This window comes from Pseudomonas sp. NY11955 (genome assembly GCF_048068035.1).
Classification (GTDB): domain Bacteria; phylum Pseudomonadota; class Gammaproteobacteria; order Pseudomonadales; family Pseudomonadaceae; genus Aquipseudomonas.
The window spans coordinates 314194-328419 of the sequence record NZ_JBLUPS010000005.1 but is presented as its reverse complement, the minus strand read 5'-3'; the positions used below and the strand labels follow the sequence as shown (position 1 = coordinate 328419).

14 protein-coding genes are annotated in these 14226 nt (G+C 62.4%); 2 read left to right on the top strand and 12 right to left on the bottom strand.

The window, feature by feature from the left end; translation table 11 throughout:
• Nucleotides 1-36: 36 nt before the first annotated feature.
• The 10 genes from pdxJ to rpoE all read right to left on the bottom strand — a co-directional run bounded on the left by pdxJ (nucleotide 37) and on the right by rpoE (nucleotide 10007).
• Nucleotides 37-759: a pyridoxine 5'-phosphate synthase gene (gene pdxJ, locus ACNFBR_RS12400; protein WP_371113220.1), complete on the bottom strand. Its 723-nt coding sequence runs from the start codon at nucleotides 757-759 to the stop codon at nucleotides 37-39.
• 61 nt (nucleotides 760-820) lie between these two features.
• A complete protein-coding gene (recO, locus tag ACNFBR_RS12395) occupies nucleotides 821-1504 on the bottom strand; it encodes a DNA repair protein RecO (RefSeq protein WP_416735161.1) in 684 nt (227 codons plus the stop codon).
• 124 nt (nucleotides 1505-1628) lie between these two features.
• Complete coding sequence (gene era / locus ACNFBR_RS12390; RefSeq protein ID WP_233690150.1) at nucleotides 1629-2531, bottom strand: GTPase Era; 903 nt, start codon at nucleotides 2529-2531, stop codon at nucleotides 1629-1631.
• Entirely contained in the window at nucleotides 2524-3213 is a 690-nt protein-coding gene (gene rnc, locus ACNFBR_RS12385; RefSeq protein WP_016713699.1) for a ribonuclease III, read from the bottom strand. The genes era and rnc overlap by 8 nt, the downstream gene beginning before the upstream one ends.
• Before the next feature lie 163 nt (nucleotides 3214-3376).
• Nucleotides 3377-4231, bottom strand: coding sequence for a signal peptidase I (gene lepB, locus ACNFBR_RS12380; protein ID WP_012273928.1), 855 nt, complete (start codon nucleotides 4229-4231; stop codon nucleotides 3377-3379).
• Nucleotides 4232-4236: 5 nt separating this feature from the next.
• Nucleotides 4237-6036 (bottom strand): translation elongation factor 4, encoded by a 1800-nt coding sequence (gene lepA / locus ACNFBR_RS12375; protein WP_401347338.1) that lies wholly within the window; start codon nucleotides 6034-6036, stop codon nucleotides 4237-4239.
• A gap of 179 nt (nucleotides 6037-6215) precedes the next feature.
• The gene (locus ACNFBR_RS12370; protein ID WP_416735257.1) at nucleotides 6216-7616 is read right to left on the bottom strand and encodes a DegQ family serine endoprotease; all 1401 of its coding nucleotides are present in this window, start codon (nucleotides 7614-7616) and stop codon (nucleotides 6216-6218) included.
• 209 nt (nucleotides 7617-7825) lie between these two features.
• On the bottom strand, nucleotides 7826-8791 hold the full coding sequence (locus tag ACNFBR_RS12365; protein WP_416735160.1) for a MucB/RseB C-terminal domain-containing protein: 966 nt from the start codon (nucleotides 8789-8791) through the stop codon (nucleotides 7826-7828).
• Nucleotides 8792-8803: 12 nt separating this feature from the next.
• Nucleotides 8804-9394, bottom strand: coding sequence for a sigma-E factor negative regulatory protein (locus ACNFBR_RS12360; protein ID WP_003252050.1), 591 nt, complete (start codon nucleotides 9392-9394; stop codon nucleotides 8804-8806).
• Between the two features lie 31 nt (nucleotides 9395-9425).
• Complete coding sequence (gene rpoE / locus ACNFBR_RS12355) at nucleotides 9426-10007, bottom strand: RNA polymerase sigma factor RpoE (protein ID WP_003252049.1); 582 nt, start codon at nucleotides 10005-10007, stop codon at nucleotides 9426-9428.
• A gap of 434 nt (nucleotides 10008-10441) precedes the next feature.
• Between rpoE and nadB the strand changes: the two genes are divergently transcribed.
• Complete coding sequence (nadB, locus tag ACNFBR_RS12350) at nucleotides 10442-12046, top strand: L-aspartate oxidase (RefSeq protein ID WP_416735159.1); 1605 nt, start codon at nucleotides 10442-10444, stop codon at nucleotides 12044-12046.
• A gap of 378 nt (nucleotides 12047-12424) precedes the next feature.
• Here nadB and ACNFBR_RS12345 read toward each other — a convergent pair whose 3' ends face one another.
• A complete protein-coding gene (locus ACNFBR_RS12345; protein ID WP_416735158.1) occupies nucleotides 12425-12889 on the bottom strand; it encodes a protein YgfX in 465 nt (154 codons plus the stop codon).
• Nucleotides 12873-13127, bottom strand: a complete 255-nt coding sequence (locus ACNFBR_RS12340) for a succinate dehydrogenase assembly factor 2 (protein ID WP_391132098.1) — start codon at nucleotides 13125-13127, stop codon at nucleotides 12873-12875. The genes ACNFBR_RS12345 and ACNFBR_RS12340 overlap by 17 nt, the downstream gene beginning before the upstream one ends.
• 133 nt (nucleotides 13128-13260) lie before the next feature.
• On the opposite strand from ACNFBR_RS12340, the gene ACNFBR_RS12335 reads away from it, so the two are divergent.
• Nucleotides 13261-14202 carry a YgfZ/GcvT domain-containing protein gene (locus tag ACNFBR_RS12335; protein ID WP_416735157.1) on the top strand — a complete coding sequence of 314 codons (942 nt, stop codon included), beginning with the start codon at nucleotides 13261-13263 and terminating at the stop codon, nucleotides 14200-14202.
• The last annotated feature ends 24 nt before the right edge of the window (nucleotides 14203-14226 follow it).

Here is a 14226-nt window from a genome sequence, read left to right as displayed (position 1 = left end):
GGGTAAACCCGCGAAGAGGCCGGGTCAGGCGACCAATCAGCGTGAAGCCGCCACGATCAGGGCTTTCATCTCCGCCACGGCAGCCTTGAAGCCAACGAACAGGGCATGCGCCACCAGCGCATGGCCGATGTTCAGTTCATTGATACCCTTGATCGCCGCCACCGCCTCGACGTTGTGGTAGTGCAGCCCGTGGCCCGCATTGACGATCAGCCCCTGGCCCACGCCAAACGCCACACCATCGACGATACGCTTGAGTTCTTCAGCCACTTCGGTCGGGGTTTGCGCATCGGCATAACGGCCGGTGTGCAGCTCGATGGCGGGCGCGCCAACCCGGCGCGAGGCTTCGATCTGCCGCTCGTCGGCATCGATGAACAGCGACACCTCGGCACCTGTACGCGCCAGGCGCTCCACCGCAGCCTTGATACGCGCTTCCTGCCCTGCCACGTCCAGGCCACCTTCGGTGGTCAGTTCCTGGCGGGTTTCGGGTACCAGGCAGATGTGCGCCGGGCGAATCTTCTCGGCGAAGGCCATCATTTCTTCGGTGACGCCCATCTCGAAGTTCATGCGCGTCTGCAGCACATCCTTGAGCAGCACCACGTCACGCTCCTGGATGTGTCGGCGGTCTTCGCGCAGGTGCACGGTGATGCCATCGGCGCCTGCTTCCTCGGCGTCCAGGGCAGCCTTGACCGGGTCAGGGTAACGCGTGCCACGGGCCTGGCGCAGGGTCGCCACGTGGTCGATGTTTACGCCAAGAAGCATGCGGTTGCTGTGAGTCACGAAAGGCTCTCCTGAAGATTGAGCCCCACAGCATACGTCGTGATCAACGCTTGCGAAACAGTTCCCGGCTGACCAGCGGTTTTGCTCCCAGGTGAACTGCCAGTGCCTGACGCATCAGGCGCTTGGCAGCCAGCAAGGCACCCGGGGCGTCCCAGTCGGCTTCGGCCAAGGCCTGCAGTTCGGTACCGCGGAACAGGCCGGGCTGCGCCAGCTCGACCCGCTCCAGCCCGGCGTCCACGCGCAACCGGTACAGGCCGTCGGCGGCGACAGGCTGGTCGTTAACGTCATGGTTCAAGGAAAACGCATAGCCAAGTTCATCCAGCAGCCGCCATTCGAACGAGCGCAGCAGTGGTTCAAGCGGGCGCCCGCCGGCCAGGGCCTGCAAGGTCAAGGTGTAGTGCTCGAACAGGGCTGGGAACGGCGCTTCGGCAGGCAACAGGCGCATCAGCAGCTCGTTGAGGTACAGCCCGCTGAACAAGGCATCGCCGTGCAGCCAAGCGGCAATGCCAGCGCTGTCCATACGCCCGACGTTCTTCAGCTCGCCACGCCCGCGCAGCTCTACCTCCAGCGGCACGAACGGCCGCACCAGGCTGCCGCCCTTGCCGCGCGCGCGGCGTAACACGGCACGCATGCGGCCGTGCGGGGTGAAGAAGTCCACCAGCGCACTGGTTTCCTTGTAGGCACGGCTGTGCAGCACGTAGGCTGGCTGGGGGGTGGGTTGGTCCATGCACTATCTCTTGGGGGCCAGATGTACGTGTGGGAGCGGGCGTGCCCGCGAAAGCGTCAGTGAGTCCACTATCGCATTCGCGGGCACGCCCGCTCCCACAGGAAGGCCCGTCCGCTGAGGTAACTTACAGGTCGCCGTAGCCCAGCGAACGCAGGGCGCGCTCGTCGTCGGACCAGCCGCCTTTCACCTTGACCCACAGGTTGAGCATGACCTTGGAATCGAACAGCACTTCCATGTCCTTGCGTGCCTCGGAGCCGATGCGCTTGATGCGCTCGCCCTTGTCGCCAATGATGATTTTCTTCTGGCCGTCGCGTTCAACCAGGATCAGCGCGTGAATGTGCAGCACATGGCCCTGCTGCTTGAACTCCTCGATCTCCACGGTGATCTGGTACGGCAACTCCGCCCCCAACTGGCGCATGATCTTCTCGCGCACCAGCTCGGCGGCCAGGAAGCGGCTGCTACGGTCAGTGATCTGGTCTTCCGGGAAGAAGTGATCGTTTTCCGGCAGGTATTTGGCGATCTGGGCTTCCAGCGCCTCCAGGTTGTGCCCCTGCTGCGCAGAAATCGGCATCACCTCGGCGTTCGGCAGTTGCTCCTGCAGCCACTGCAGGTGCGGAATCAGCTCGGCCTTCTCTTCCATGCGGTCGGTCTTGTTGACCGCAATGATCAGCGGGCCGGTGACGTACTGCACACGCTCCAGAACCAGTTGGTCCTCGTCGGTCCACTTGGTGCGGTCGACCACGAAGATCACCACGTCGACGTCCTTCAGGGCCGCCGAGGCGTTACGGTTCATGTAGCGGTTCAGGGCCTTGTCGTTGGCCTTGTGCATACCGGGGGTATCGACGTAGATAGCCTGCACATCACCTTCGGTCTTGATGCCGAGCATGTTGTGGCGGGTGGTCTGCGGCTTGCGCGAGGTAATCGCCAGCTTCTGGCCGAGGATGTGGTTGAGCAGGGTCGACTTGCCGACGTTGGGGCGGCCGACAATGGCTACGTAGCCGCAGCGGGTCGGGTTGCTATCAGTCATTGCCATTCTCCACGCCCAGGGCGATCAGTGCAGACGCGGCGGCGACTTGCTCGGCAATACGCCGGCTAACGCCCTGACCACGGCTCTTGTTGTTCAGCAGCACCACTTCGCATTCGACGAAGAAGGTGCGGCAGTGCGGTTCACCCTGGATATCCACGACTTCGTAGCGCGGCAGCTCACAGCTGCGCGACTGCAGGAACTCTTGCAGGCGGGTTTTCGGATCTTTGTTGGTGTCGACCAGGGTCAAGCCTTCGAATTCATCGGCCAACCACGCCAGTACGCGCTCGCGGGCCGTTTCCATGTCGGCGTCCAGGTAGATGGCACCAATCAGTGCCTCCAGGGCGTCGGCCAGGATCGACTCACGGCGAAAACCGCCGCTTTTGAGCTCGCCCGAACCCAGGCGCAGGTACTCGCCCAGGTCAAAGCCACGGGCCAGGCGGGCCAAGGTCTCGCCTTTGACCAAGCGCGCACGTAGGCGCGACAACTGGCCTTCGCGGGCCTGTGGAAAACGCTCGAACAGCGCTTCGCCGGCAACGAAGTTGAGAATGGCGTCACCGAGGAACTCCAGGCGTTCATTGTTGCGCCCGGCGTAACTGCGATGGGTCAGCGCCAGGAGCATCTGGTCCTGGTTCTTGAAGGTGTAACCGAGCTTTCGCTCCAGACGGGCAAGGGAAGCACTCATGCGGCCACCCGTTCGTTGTTCAACGCGTTGTTCAAATCAACATCCTGAAAGACTGTTTGGCTGTGGTGCGCCGCGCGATGTGCGGCGAATCTCCCGATCCCTGAGAACACAGCCTATGTCAGAAATGCATTCGGCGCTGTCTGCTGGACAGCGCCGATGGGTATCAATGGATCAGGCCGACCCGCGACAGGTTGGGCAGGTGGCTGAGTTTGGGCTCTGGCCAGCTCATCCACACCGCGAAGGCCTTGCCGACAATGTTCCGGTCAGGAACCATGCCGTGCAGTTCCTTGGGAATGTTCGGGTCATCCCAGAAACGGCTGTCGTTGGAGTTGTCGCGGTTGTCGCCCATCATGAAGTAATGGCCTGCCGGCACGGTCCACTGCTGGTCCGGCGGCATGCGATAACGGCTCATTTCCTTGCGGATCAGGTGTTCGGCCTCGCCGAGCTTTTCCTTGTACAGCTGGGCGCTGCCCAGGGTACCCGGCTCGCTGCCCACCAGTTGTTCGGCAATCGGCTGGCCGTTGACGAACAGCCGCTTGTCGTTGGTGTAGCGCACCACGTCGCCCGGCAGGCCGACTACTCGCTTGATGTAGTTGACGTTCGGGTCGCTCGGGTAGCGGAACACCATCACATCGCCGCGCTGCGGGTCACCGACCTCGATGACCTTCTTGTCGATCACCGGCAGGCGAATGCCGTACGAGAACTTGTTCACCAGGATGAAGTCGCCCACTTCCAGGGTCGGTTTCATCGATCCCGAAGGGATCTGGAACGGCTCGACCAGGAACGAACGCAGCACCAGCACGATGAACAGCACCGGGAAGAACGACTTGCCGTACTCGACCAGCAACGGCTCCTTGTTCAAGCGTTCGACCACCGCCATCTCGGGCTGGCTGACGCTGCCCTGATAGTTGGCGATTGCCGCACGCCGGCGCGGGGCCAGGAACAGCAGGTCGATCAAGCCCAGCAGACCGCAGACGAAGACGGCGATGACTAGCAACAGCGGGAAATTTAGCGACATAGGACCTAGCTATCCAACCTGAGCACGGCGAGGAAGGCTTCTTGTGGAATCTCCACGTTGCCCACCTGTTTCATGCGTTTCTTACCGGCCTTCTGCTTCTCCAGCAGCTTCTTCTTACGGCTGACGTCACCGCCATAGCACTTGGCCAGTACGTTCTTTCTGAGCGCCTTGACGGTTGTCCGCGCAATGATCTGGCCACCAATGGCTGCCTGGATCGCCACGTCGAACATCTGCCGAGGGATCAGTTCCTTCATCTTTTCGGTCAATGCACGGCCCTTGTAGGCCGCGTTGTCGCGGTGCACGATCAATGCCAGGGCATCGACCTTGTCGCCGTTGATCAGTACGTCCAGCTTGACCAGGTTGGCCGACTGGTAGCGATCGAAATGATAGTCCAGCGAAGCATAGCCGCGGCTGGTGGACTTGAGGCGGTCGAAGAAGTCGAGCACCACTTCGTTCATCGGCATGTCGTAACGCACTTGCACTTGGCTGCCGAGGAACTGCATGTCGCGCTGCACGCCACGCTTCTCGATGCACAGGGTGATGACGTTACCCAAGTGCTCCTGCGGCACCAGGATGGTCGCGGTGACGATCGGCTCGCGGAAGTCGGCCACAGCCGAGACGTCCGGCAGCTTGGAGGGGTTGTCGACGACGATGGTCTCGCCGGTTTTCAGCTCCAACTCGTAGATCACGCTAGGTGCGGTGGTGATCAGGTCCAGGTCGTACTCGCGCTCCAGGCGCTCCTGGATGATCTCCATGTGCAGCATGCCCAAGAAGCCGCAACGGAAGCCAAAGCCCAGGGCGTCGGAGCTTTCCGGCATGTACTGCAGCGACGAGTCGTTCAAGGTCAGCTTCTGCAGCGCATCGCGGAAGTCCTCGAAGTCGTCGGAGCTGACTGGGAACAGGCCAGCGTAAACCTGCGGCTGGATCTTCTTGAAACCTGGCAACACTTCGACCTCAGGGGTCGAGGACAGCGTCAAGGTGTCACCAACCGGCGCACCGTGGATGTCCTTGATGCTGGCGATGATGAAGCCCACTTCACCGGCCTTCAGATCAGCGGTCTGGGTGTGTTTCGGGGTGAATACACCGACGCTGTCGACCAGGTGCACCTTGCCGGTGGACTTGACCAGGATCTTGTCGCCTTTCTTGACACGGCCCTGACGCACGCGTACCAGCGAGACCACACCCAGGTAGTTGTCGAACCAGGAGTCGATGATCAGCGCTTGCAGCGGTGCATCGATTTCACCTTCCGGCGCGGGGATGGATTGCACCAGGCGCTCGAGCACCTCGTCCACGCCCATGCCGCTCTTGGCGCTACAGGCCACGGCATCGGTGGCGTCGATACCGATGATCTTCTCGATCTCGTCCTTGACGCGATCCGGGTCGGCCTGGGGCAGGTCCATCTTGTTGAGGACCGGCATGACCTCCAGGCCCTGCTCGATGGCGGTGTAGCAGTTGGCGACGGACTGGGCTTCAACGCCCTGGCCGGCATCGACCACCAGCAGTGCGCCTTCACAAGCCGCCAGCGAACGGGAGACTTCGTAGGTGAAGTCGACGTGACCGGGGGTGTCGATGAAGTTCAGCTGATAGGTCTTGCCGTCTTGCGCCTTGTAGTGAAGCGTGACGCTGTGGGCCTTGATGGTGATACCGCGCTCACGCTCCAGGTCCATGGAATCGAGCACCTGGGCTTCCATTTCGCGTGCCGACAGGCCACCGCACATCTGGATGAAACGGTCGGCCAGCGTCGACTTGCCATGGTCGATGTGGGCGATGATGGAGAAATTGCGGATATGACTCAAATCACTCACGGGTCAACACTCGAAAAGGCTGCGAGCCGGACGCCCGCCGAAAAATAGCCGGGAATTGTACCTTAAGCTGCTGGGTTATGGGAGATTCCTCTGCCCGACTGTACACAGCAATCCTCCGCGCAATTGTGAAGATTCATGAAAAAGGGCAGCCGAAGCTGCCCTTTTTCTAGCCAAGCCGCTTATTCGGCAAGCTTGAAGGTGATGAAGCTGGCACGGCCCTGACGCAGTACGCGCATCGACACCGAACGGTTCTTCGGCAATTCCTTGGCGATTTCGGTGAATTCCTTGGCCGAACCGATGGCCTGGTTGTTCAGGTGGCTGATGACATCACCCGGACGCAGGCCGATCATGGCTGCAGGGCCATCCTGGACTTCCTTGATGACCACGCCACCTTTGAGCTCCAGGGACTTTTTCTGCTCGGCGGTCAAGTCGGCTACCGATACGCCCAGGCGGTTGCTGCTGCGCTCGGCGCTGCCTTCGGCACCCGTACCGATGTCGGCATCGTCATCCGGCAGCGCGCCCACGCTGATGTCCAGGTTCTGGCGTTTGCCGTTGCGGATGATTTCCAGCTTGGCCTTCTCGCCATCCTTGAGGCCGCCGACCAGGTGCGGCAGGTCGGCCGACATCACGATCGGCTGGCCGTTCATGCTGAGGATCACGTCACCCACCTGCAGGCCGCCCTTGGCAGCCGGACCATTCTCCAGCACCTGGGCCACCAGGGCACCGGCAGGTTTGTCCAGGCCGAAGGATTCAGCCAGGTCCTTGTTGACCTCCTGAATCACCACGCCCAGCCAGCCGCGGCTGACCTTGCCGTCTTTCTTCAGCTGGTTGGAGACATCGATCGCCACGTCGATCGGGATGGCGAACGACAGGCCCATGAAACCGCCGGAACGGGTGAAGATCTGCGAGTTGATACCCACTACTTCGCCTTTCATGTTGAACAGCGGGCCGCCGGAGTTACCCGGGTTGATGGCCACGTCGGTCTGGATGAACGGTACGTAGGTGTCATTAGGCAGGGTACGGCCCTTGGCGCTGACGATACCTTTGGTCACCGAATGGTCGAAGCCGAACGGCGAACCGATGGCCAGTACCCACTCGCCCACCTTGAGCTTTTCGGAATCGCCCAGCTTCACGGTCGGCAGGTTCTTGCCCTCGACCTTCAGCAACGCCACGTCGGTACGTGGGTCGGTGCCGACCAGTTTGGCCTGCAGCTCGCTGCGGTCCGACAGGCGGACGATGATCTCGTCGGCGTCGGCGACCACGTGGTTGTTGGTCAGCACGTAGCCATCGCTGGAAATGATGAAGCCCGAGCCCAGCGACTGCGCTTCGCGCTGGCGGTCACCGCGCGGCGAGCGCGGTTGCTGCGGCATGTTGCGCTCGAAGAACTCGCGGAACATCGGCGGCAGGCCTTCCAGGTCCGGCATCTGACCGGCGGCGATACGGCGGTCCGGCAGTTTCTGCTTGGTACTGATGTTGACCACCGCCGGCGAGGCCTGCTCGACCAGGGTGGTGAAGTCCGGCAGGGCTTCCTCGGCCTGGGCGGTGAGCACCTGGCCGAGCATCAGCACGGCGGCGAACATCGTTAGGTAGGATTTCAAGCGTGGTATTGACATACGGCTCCCGTCACAACGAGCGGTAGTTTAGAAAGACCCCTGCGCAAAGCAGGAAAGGCCAGGCTCCAAGAAGCCTGACCTATAGAAAATTTGCCGAAGGATTGCAAATGACAATGCTTTAATTTCATTTCAGCCGTATGTCCACCTGCCTTGGCATTGCCCGCAAAAGCACGCCGTCACTGACGTGCCTGGGCATCCTGAGGGCGCATCGACAGCGCGACGCGCTCGGCCGTACCCAGCGGAATTTCGCCGACCACGGTCACCATCACTTTGCCCTTGGGCGTATTCAGACGACGCGAGACTGCGGAAGTAGGGCCCAGCTGGGTGCGCATGTCGGTGCCGCCGTCATCGTTGACCTGTTCGAGGAACACCGAGAAACGCGCCAGGCCATCGTCATACATCAGGCTGCTGACCGAGCTATTGCGCTTGACATCGCGGCGCACCGAGCTGTTGACCAGCTCGAAACCAGGCGGCAGCCAGTCCGAACGCCAGCCGGCGACCGTGTCAGCGCTGGCGGACGCCACATGCTGCACCGGCTTGCAGGCGGCACTGGGGCGCAAGTCAGCATCACTTGGCAATTCATCGGTATCGAGGCGAGTCATCTGGAAGCGCTCCAGCAACTGCCCCTTGTCGTTGAGCATCAACGAGCGCAGCGGCAGGCCGGTGTTACGGTCCAGATGCAATTCGAAAGCGTAGCGGTGCTGGTCGCGCGGTGTGAGCGTGACGATCACGGCGTCGCGCCCGGCGACCCGTGACTTGCCTGCCACACTCAAATCGTACCAGCCCATCAGTTTCAGCGGATCAAGCACACGCGGCGCGGTATCCGGCGGCGCCGTCACGCCGCTGACCAAGGCCCCGCTGACGCACTCCACCTTGCCATCCACACGCACGATTTCCTGGGCGGCGCCATCGAGCTGCAACAGCCGCTCGCTGACCTTGCCGTCCTCGACCCTGTGCCAGATATCGTGGGAGGAGAAGCTGCCGTTGCGTTCGTAGACGAAAGAGCCTTGATAGCTCTGTTTTTGCTCGGCCTGTGCCAGCTTGTTCAGCCACTCGGTCGCCTCAGGCGAAGAATTGGCCGCCAATGCTGGCACCGTCATGCAGCTGCCAATCAGCAGCGACAGGAGAGGTAGCGCGCGCATGATCCTCCTTACTTAACGGTTTTCCAGGCTGGCGGCGCGGGCATACGGCAATGCGGTTTCAGTGCCCTTGAGCGCGGATTCCTGGGCATGCTGGCGCAGGTAACCTGGCAGACGCTGGTCCCAACCGGCCTGGTTCTGCAGCACGCCGTTGGCCATTGGCCCGGTCGGTTGCTCACTGCTCTCACTATAGCCTGCCAAAACAGCCGGGCCCTGTGCTTGTGGCACGCTCAAGCCCTGCTGGACAGGCTGCTGGGCAGCCAGCTCGGCGCCAGTGATCTCGTCCTGGTTGTACATGCGTACACCGGCCAGCACCGCTACGGTAACCGAGGCCGCTACCGCCAGGCGGCCAATGCTGCGCCATGGGCCTTTCTTGACCTTGGCGGGCACGGCTTCGTCGGCCAGCGCGGCAGAAACCGCCGAGGCGATATCCAGGTTGGGCAGCAGCAACTCCTTGTGCATGGCTGCGCGGGCAACCTGGTAACGCGACCAGGTGGCACGGGTTTCGGCATCGTCGACGGCGTTCAACACCCGACGCAGTTCCAGTTCGTCCGCTTCGTTATCCATCACCGCGGACAGCGATTCCTGCAAAGCTTCACGACTCATGGCGGTTCCTCTCTTGGCTGTCGCCGCTGTCTCAGGTTTCCTGCAACAACGGCTGCAGGGCTTTGTCTATGGCCTCCCGAGCGCGGAAGATTCGAGAGCGCACGGTACCCACCGGACATTGCATGACACTGGCAATGTCTTCGTAACTCAGTCCGTCGAACTCGCGCAGGGTCAATGCCGTACGCAGGTCTTCGGGCAGTTGCTGGATGGTGCGATGGACAGTGCCTTCGATTTCATCCCGCAACAACGAGCGCTCTGGGGACTCGAGATCCTTGAGACCATGATCGCCGTCGTAAAACTCCGCATCCTCGGAGCTCACATCGCTGTCTGGCGGCCGTCTTCCACGGGACACCAGGTAGTTCTTCGCCGTGTTGATGGCGATGCGGTACAGCCACGTATAGAACGCACTGTCGCCGCGAAAGTTGCCAAGCGCACGGTAGGCCTTGATAAAGGCTTCCTGCGCCACATCCTGGGCCTCGTGGGTATCGTGAACGAACCGCACGATCAACCCGAGAATCTTGTGCTGATACTTCAGCACCAACAGATCGAACGCTCGCCTGTCACCGCGCTGCACGCGCTCGACAAGCTGCTGATCCTCTTCCTGGGTTAGCATGAACACTCCTCAGTGAACTCGAAGGAGCGTTGCAACAGCCATCGTTCAGGCTTGCAAACATAGACTCGGGCTTTGCGCAAAAGTTCTCCCCTCCAAGCAAGTTTCCTGCAGCCCTTGGTCGGCTTGCACGGAAGACGCGGCGCGGTCACGGCCGGCAACGTCGATAATCAGGTTTCGAATACGCAGGGACAGCCCGGACAGGCCTGCCGCCCTGCGTCGCCGCGGCAAATTGTGGCGTGCGGGCAGCCTTCATAGGATTTCCGGCCATGTCGGAAAGTTCCCATAAAGGTTGTCGCGACCTGGCAAGTGGCATGGAAATTGGCCACCCGGGGCTGCTATAAAGGCATCCCGGCCACGTTTAACGATAGTTTCACAATGCCATCTGCGCGTGACTATTGTGCCGCGCCCCTTCCAAAGATTACTAGTGTCCCGACATGAGCCAACAATTCCAACATGATGTCCTGGTGATCGGCAGCGGTGCCGCCGGTCTCAGCCTGGCACTTAACCTCCCCAGCCACCTGCGCGTTGCCGTGCTCAGCAAAGGCGACCTGGCCAACGGCTCGACCTTTTGGGCCCAGGGCGGCGTCGCGGCGGTGCTGGACAACACCGATACCGTCCAGTCGCATGTCGAGGACACCCTCAATGCCGGCGGCGGCCTATGCCATGAAGAGGCGGTACGCTTTACCGTCGAGCACAGCCGTGAAGCCATCCAGTGGCTGATCGAGCAAGGCGTGCCCTTTACTCGCGACGAGCACTACAGCGTCGACGATGGCGGCTTCGAGTTCCACCTCACCCGTGAAGGCGGCCATAGCCACCGGCGTATCATCCATGCCGCCGACGCCACTGGCGCGGCCATTTTCACGACGCTACTGGAGCAGGCTCGCCAGCGCCCGAACATCCAGCTGCTGGAGCAGCGCGTGGCGGTCGACCTGATCACCGAGCGACGCCTGGGACTGCCCGGCGAACGTTGCCTGGGCGCCTACGTGCTCGACCGCAACACCGGCGAGGTAGACACCTTCGGCGCGCGCTTCACCGTGCTGGCCACTGGCGGTGCGGCCAAGGTCTACCTCTATACCAGCAACCCAGACGGCGCCTGCGGCGACGGTATCGCCATGGCCTGGCGCGCCGGTTGTCGGGTGGCGAACCTGGAATTCAACCAGTTCCACCCAACCTGCCTGTACCACCCGCAGGCCAAGAGCTTCCTGGTCACCGAAGCCCTGCGTGGCGAAGGCGCTCTGCTGCGCCTGCCCAACGGCGAACGCTTCATGCCACGCTTCGACCCACGCGAAGAGCTGGCCCCGCGCGACATCGTGGCCCGCGCCATCGACCACGAGATGAAGCGCCTGGGCGTGGACTGCGTGTACCTGGACATCACCCATAAGCCGGCCGACTTCATCAAGAGCCACTTCCCTACCGTGTACGAGCGCTGCCTGGCCTTTGGCATCGACATCACCCGCCAGCCCATCCCGGTGGTCCCTGCGGCGCACTACACCTGCGGCGGGGTGATGGTCGACGACCGCGGCCACACCGACGTGCCGGGCTTGTATGCCATCGGCGAAACCAGTTTCACCGGCCTGCACGGCGCCAACCGCATGGCCAGCAACTCGCTGCTGGAATGTTTCGTCTATGGCCGCGCTGCCGCTGCCGACATCGAGGCGCATCTGGAGCAAGTGGCCATGCCCAAGGCGCTGCCTGGTTGGGATGCCAGCCAGGTCACCGACTCGGACGAGGACGTGATCATTGCGCACAACTGGGACGAATTGCGGCGGTTCATGTGGGACTACGTCGGCATCGTGCGCACCAGCAAGCGCCTGCAACGGGCTCAGCACCGCATTCGCTTGCTGCTGGATGAAATCGACGAGTTCTACAGCAACTACAAAGTCAGCCGTGACCTGATCGAATTGCGCAACCTGGCGCAGGTGGCCGAGCTGATGATCCAGTCAGCCATGCAGCGCAAGGAAAGCCGTGGGTTGCATTACACCCTGGATTATCCGGGGATGTTGGACGAGGCCAAGGACACCGTTCTTAGTCCGGTCTGACATTTGCAGTGCCTGTGAGATCGAGTGTCCGATCTGACATTTGCATTGCCTGTGAGATCGAGTGTCCGATCTGACATTTGCATTGCCTGCAAGATCGAGCGCCGCCCGCGCGGCGCTTCGCGGCACAAGGCCGCTCCTACATTTGTTGCAACGTGCCGAACCTGTCAGGCCATGGTTGCCCGCCTGGGTGGGCGGGCTGGATTTCTGGGTTGGCATCACTGCCGCCCCACCTGCCTCAAGCCTTGCACCAAGGCTGACAACGCCTCTCCCACAGGCATGGCCACGTTGCAACAAATGTGGGAGCGGCCTTGTGCCGCGAAGCGCCGCGCGGGCGGCGCTCGATCTCACAGGCACTGCCCCCGCCACGTCGAACACTTCTCAGCCCTGCCCCATTCCCACCTCAGCCCAGCGCCGCCGGCTGAACTTCAACCGCACCCGCAAGCGCCGATGCTCATCCGCCCCCAGCGCATCCCGCGGTACACACTGGCTCTGCCCCAACCACCGCCCCACCCGCTCAAAGCGCACCACCACCAGCGCCGGCAACGCCACGCTATCCCGACACAGCCGCACGGGCTGCCAACCCTGGGCACGGCTGAACGCCTGCCAGCCGCGCACATCACGGCGCAGGCCAACAACGGCATGCTCATGGGTCAACAGAATACGTCGGGGAATGGCCCAGCCAGCGTGGGCAATACAGGCGGCGATAACAGAAAGGGCCAACCACCCAGGCAGCGAGCTCGCCCATACGGCAAGCCAAGCCACTGCCTGGCAGGCCAGGTAGGCCGTCAGCAGCAGGCGCGAGCCTTGCCAACGGCACTCGAAGCACTCACTTGGGCTGGACACGGTCCAGAATGATGCGAACCATGCGCTGCAGCTCCGGGTCTTCGGACTCGGTGCGCTCCATGAACCAGCCGAACATGTCCTGATCCTCGCAGCTCAACAGACGCACGTACAACTCGCGATCGGCATCGTTGAGGGTGGGGTAGACTTCCTGGGTGAAAGGCACCAGCAGTACGTCCAGTTCCAGCATGCCACGGCGGCTGTGCCAGAAAAGCCGGTTGAGTTCAGTTTGTTCGACCATGGGGCCCTCCTCGAATGGCTCGCCAGTATACAGCCAGGCGCGCGAAGCGACACCGGGCGTTGGTCTAGTCACCTACCTATTTTGTTACTGGCGTTCTATGATGGCCGCCAGTCTTTAGCCACCGCGATGACCCATGGCCGATTCCGCTTTCTTCTGCCCCCTGTCCCACGAGGGCATCCTCGCCGTCCGCGGCTCCGATGCAGGCAAGTTCCTGCAAGGCCAGCTGACCTGCAACATCAACTACCTCAGCCAGGAACACGCCAGCCTCGGCGCGCGCTGCATGGTCAAAGGGCGCATGCAGTCGAGCTTCCGTATCCTGCCCGAAGGCAACGGCTACCTGCTGGCCATGGCCAGCGAACTGCTCGACGCGCAATTGGCCGACCTGAAAAAATACGCCGTGTTCTCCAAGGCCACGCTGACCGACGAAAGCACCGCGTGGGCGCGTTTCGGCCTGCAAGGTGGCGACGCTGCGCTGCAGGCGCTCGGGCTCGTCGTGCCCGCAGCCGCCGGCGGCACGGTGCGCCACGAAGGGCTGATCGCCATTGCCGTGTCCGCTGGCCGCGTGGAGCTGTGGGTGCCGGCGGCCGACGCCGAGCCTGTACGTCAGGCACTCGCCGCAGCCCTGCCCAAGGGCAGTGTCAACGACTGGCTGCTGGGGCAGATTCGCGCCGGTATCGGCCAGGTCATGGGGCCGACCCGTGAGCTGTTCATTCCGCAGATGATCAACCTGCAGGCTGTCGATGGCGTCAGCTTCAAGAAAGGCTGCTACACCGGCCAGGAAATCGTTGCCCGCATGCAGTACCTGGGCAAACTCAAACGCCGCCAGTACCGCCTGGCACTGGAGCAGCAGGCCATTCCGGCCCCGGGTGCCGAGATTTTTTCGCCCACCCATGCATCCTCGGTCGGTGAGGTGGTCATTGCTGCCGGCAACGGCGCAGGCTGCGAACTGCTCGCGGTGCTCAGCGCCGACGCGGTGGAAGACGACAACCTGCATCTGGGCAGCCTCGAAGGCCCGCGCCTGCGGGTGCTGACCCTGCCTTACGAACTGGACCGCGACCGGGAAATCCAGCGCTGACCAGCCTGCCCCGCTCCTGTGGCG

Bases quoted from the DNA above. Each gene is read 5' to 3' on its own strand.
- era (WP_233690150.1), bottom strand. From the start codon at position 2,531: ATGACTGATAGCAACCCGACCCGCTGCGGCTACGTAGCCATTGTCGGC.
- rpoE (WP_003252049.1), bottom strand. From the start codon at position 10,007: ATGCTAACCCAGGAAGAGGATCAGCAGCTTGTCGAGCGCGTGCAGCGC.
- ACNFBR_RS12360 (WP_003252050.1), bottom strand. From the start codon at position 9,394: ATGAGTCGTGAAGCTTTGCAGGAATCGCTGTCCGCGGTGATGGATAAC.
- ACNFBR_RS12365 (WP_416735160.1), bottom strand. From the start codon at position 8,791: ATGCGCGCGCTACCTCTCCTGTCGCTGCTGATTGGCAGCTGCATGACG.
- rnc (WP_016713699.1), bottom strand. From the start codon at position 3,213: ATGAGTGCTTCCCTTGCCCGTCTGGAGCGAAAGCTCGGTTACACCTTC.
- recO (WP_416735161.1), bottom strand. From the start codon at position 1,504: ATGGACCAACCCACCCCCCAGCCAGCCTACGTGCTGCACAGCCGTGCC.
- ACNFBR_RS12335 (WP_416735157.1), top strand. From the start codon at position 13,261: ATGGCCGATTCCGCTTTCTTCTGCCCCCTGTCCCACGAGGGCATCCTC.
- ACNFBR_RS12340 (WP_391132098.1), bottom strand. From the start codon at position 13,127: ATGGTCGAACAAACTGAACTCAACCGGCTTTTCTGGCACAGCCGCCGT.
- nadB (WP_416735159.1), top strand. From the start codon at position 10,442: ATGAGCCAACAATTCCAACATGATGTCCTGGTGATCGGCAGCGGTGCC.
- ACNFBR_RS12370 (WP_416735257.1), bottom strand. From the start codon at position 7,616: ATGTTCGCCGCCGTGCTGATGCTCGGCCAGGTGCTCACCGCCCAGGCC.
- pdxJ (WP_371113220.1), bottom strand. From the start codon at position 759: ATGCTTCTTGGCGTAAACATCGACCACGTGGCGACCCTGCGCCAGGCC.
- lepB (WP_012273928.1), bottom strand. From the start codon at position 4,231: ATGTCGCTAAATTTCCCGCTGTTGCTAGTCATCGCCGTCTTCGTCTGC.